Source organism: Streptomyces sp. NPDC056061, assembly GCF_042266885.1.
Lineage (GTDB): Bacteria > Actinomycetota > Actinomycetes > Streptomycetales > Streptomycetaceae > Streptomyces.
Genome location: NZ_JBHJWQ010000083.1, coordinates 1 through 3034, shown reverse-complemented (window position 1 = coordinate 3034; position 3034 = coordinate 1). Strand labels below are relative to the sequence as shown.

At 70.7% G+C, this 3034-nt stretch carries 2 protein-coding genes; both read right to left on the bottom strand.

Annotated features, from left to right (window positions below; all coding sequences use genetic code 11):
* Positions 1-35: 35 nt before the first annotated feature.
* Positions 36-1292, bottom strand: coding sequence for a Gfo/Idh/MocA family protein (locus tag ACFC79_RS38125; RefSeq protein WP_376249853.1), 1257 nt, complete (start codon positions 1290-1292; stop codon positions 36-38).
* A gap of 58 nt (positions 1293-1350) precedes the next feature.
* Positions 1351-3034 (bottom strand): peptidase C14 (locus ACFC79_RS38120; protein WP_376249851.1); only part of this gene is annotated, 1684 nt, incomplete at its 5' end.

Sequence of the window (3034 nt, the reverse complement as noted above, 5' to 3'; positions counted from 1 at the left end):
CGAGGACGTGAGGGTGGGGCGGGGAAGAGGGAGTGTCAACGGGCCGGCACCGTCTGGACGGTTCCGGTGTGACGGGCACGTTCGGCGGCGAACGCTGCCAGATGGCTGCCGAGCGAGGTGGCCGGGCCGGAGCGCACGGCCCCGGCGTTCCCGGTGGCGACGGCCGTGACGAACGCCTCGACGAGCGCGGCGTCCCCGCCGCCGTGCCCGTCGGCCGCGTTCGAGCCGGACGCGCCGAGTTCGTGGACGGTGGACTCGCCGGTCCGGAAGTCCTGCACGGTGACGCGCTCGCCGTCACCGATGAGCCAGCCGTGCGAGCCGAAGATCCGGGTCTGGCGGTGGGTCTGCTCGGTGAACGCCACCATCTGGAAGGTCGCGGTCACCCCCTCCGTCAGCCGCATCGCCAGGACCTGGTGGTCGACCACGTCGTTGTCGCTGCGGTACGCGCAGACGCCGTACGGCCCCTCGCGCAGCGCCTGCACGAGCCCCGCCTCGTCCTTCGCCTCGGTGACGTGGGTGACCGGCCAGACCGCGCCCTTCTCGCGCAGCGTCGGCATGTACAGCTTCAGCGCGCTGTACGGGCAGCCGGACTCGACCGCACAGTCGAGGCACCGCTCGGCGGACCCGGCCGGGGCGTTCTCGGGCCGGAAGTGCTTGAGTCCGCCGAAGCTGGAGACCTGTTCGATCCGGCCGCCCATGACGTACGTGATCCAGTCCAGGTCGTGGCAGGACTTGGCGAGCAGCATCGGGGAGGAGTCCTTCTCGCTGCGCCACGGACCGCGCACGTAGCTGTGGGCGTAGTGCCACCAGCCGACCGGCTCCAGATGGTCGAGGGAGACCAGCTGCCCGAGCACGCCGGAGTCCACGACCTCCTTCACCAGGTCGGTGTACGGGGTGTACCGCATGACGTGGCACACCGCGAACAGGACCCCGGCCCGCTCCACGCCCTCGACGATCCGCCGGGTCTCCTCCTCGGTCGGGGCGAGGGGCTTCTCGGCGAGGATCGCGTAGCCGGCCTCGGCCAGGGCCAGCACCGGCTCCACGTGGAAGCGGTCCTGGGTGGCGACGACGACGGCGTCGGCGATCCGGTTCTCGACGAGCGGGCGCCAGTCGTCGAACTCGACGGGGGCGCCGGCGGCGGCCCGCGCCGCGGGGCGCGGATCGGCGACGGCGACGAGTTCGGCGCGCTCGGGGTGCGCCTTGATCCACTCGGCGTACGTCAGACCGCGGTTGCCGGCGCCGACGAGCGCGACCCGGACGGGCCGGCCGGTGATCGGGGTATGCGTGGACACGGAGAATCCCTGGTGCTCGGTGGGATGGGGCCTGATCCGGACGAGCGGCCCCACGTGGTCAGATGCGCAGCGTGGCCGCGGTGTGGGCGACGCGGGCGCCCTCCTCCGGGAGCGCGGTGCGCTCGGTGCCGTCCTCGACGCAGCCGGTGTGCAGCAGGTGGCTGTTGCCGGTGAACGCCGCGGGCCGCAGTTCGAGCCGGCCGCCGGTGAAGGTGGAGCCGGTGGCGCGGTAGCGGTTGGGGCCTTCGGTGACCAGCAGGTGGGCGGTGCCCTTGGGCGCGGTCGAGTCGAGGCCGGACAGCTGCCAGTCGACGGTCCGTCCGGTGCCGGTGCGGGACAGCAGGGCGCCGTCCTTGTTGGTGCCGTTCAGCCGCGTGCCGTCGACGCGCAGCCGCTGGTCCTTGGCCGAGGTCAGCTTGAGTCCGGTGTTGCGGAGTTCGCCGCCCAGGACGGTGATGTCGGTGTGGGCGAGCGAGACCGGGGCGGTGTCCTCGGAGCCGGTCAGCGTGCACTGGTCCAGGACGAGCGGTCCGGTGCCGTTGAACACCGCGCCGTCGACGCCCTTCAGGACGGAGCGCTGGAGGGTGAGCGGGGCGGTGACGTTGGCCTGGGTGATCTCCGCACCGGCCGCGAAGGCGAACGAGGAGTCGGCGATCACATTGGGGCGGGCGGAGAGGTCCGAGGCCCGGGAGACGATCAGTGGTCCGGTGGCGGTGCAGCCGCGCATCTGGACGCCGTCGGCGTTGACCCAGAGCATTCCGGAGCCGGACAGCGACTTCTTGCCGATGACCAGGACGTCCTCCAGCGTCAGATCGGTGATCTTGACGCGGGCCACGAACCAGGAGCAGGCGTGCCGTCGGACGGTGATCCGCTTGGCCCTGCCGCCCCAGGCGGCGCCGGAGTTGGCGAAGGTCATCAGGCCGGAGTTGCCGGTGTAGACCAGGTCGTGCTCGAACTGGCCGTGCGTGACGAAGGGGCCCTCGTCGTCGCCGTCGCCGTGGCAGTTGGTGACGTAGCAGTAGGCGGAGGCGGTGAAGTCGTTGAGGTGGCGGGCGTTGGAGGTGTGGCAGTCCTCGACGTGCCCGTAGAGGCAGTAGATCTGCTGGGTGAGGTAGCCCGCGCCGCCGTAGGTGACCGACTTCGGGTTGGTGAGCGAGCACTGCTCGGTGCGGTAATAGGTGCACCAGCGGCGCATCACGACCGGCCAGAAGGTGCCGATGGCCTCGATCCCGGAGACGTCGCAGCGGACCGCGTACTCGTACGCGACCGGGTGCGAGCCGGACATCTCGTCGTCGCCCCAGCCCTCGAAGACCATGTTGCGCACGTGGGCGCGGTCGACGGGCTCGACCCGGGTCCAGCTGAGCTTGCGGCCGGCGGCCAGGTCCCAGCCGATCTGGTAGTTGACGCGGATGTGTTTCGCGTCGACGACGTCGGTGACCTGGACCAGGCGCTGGATCTCCTTCTCGTACTTGCCCGCCAGGGCGTCGATCTCGACGGCCCACCACTGACCGACGGCGAACTTCGACGAGTCGCCGACCTCGAACAGGTCCGAGAGGTCCGGCATCGCCGCACTCAGGGTGTGTTCGACCACCGTGTCGGTGGTGGTGCCGCGGAAGGAGAGGACGGCGCCGAAGGGGTTGTCGTGGGTGTTCTTCTCGATGCCTTCGGTGCGTATGCGGTGGCCGCCGAAGTCGAGTTCGATGTTCGAGCGGTCGAAGAGGTGGCGTTTGGTGAACAGGAGG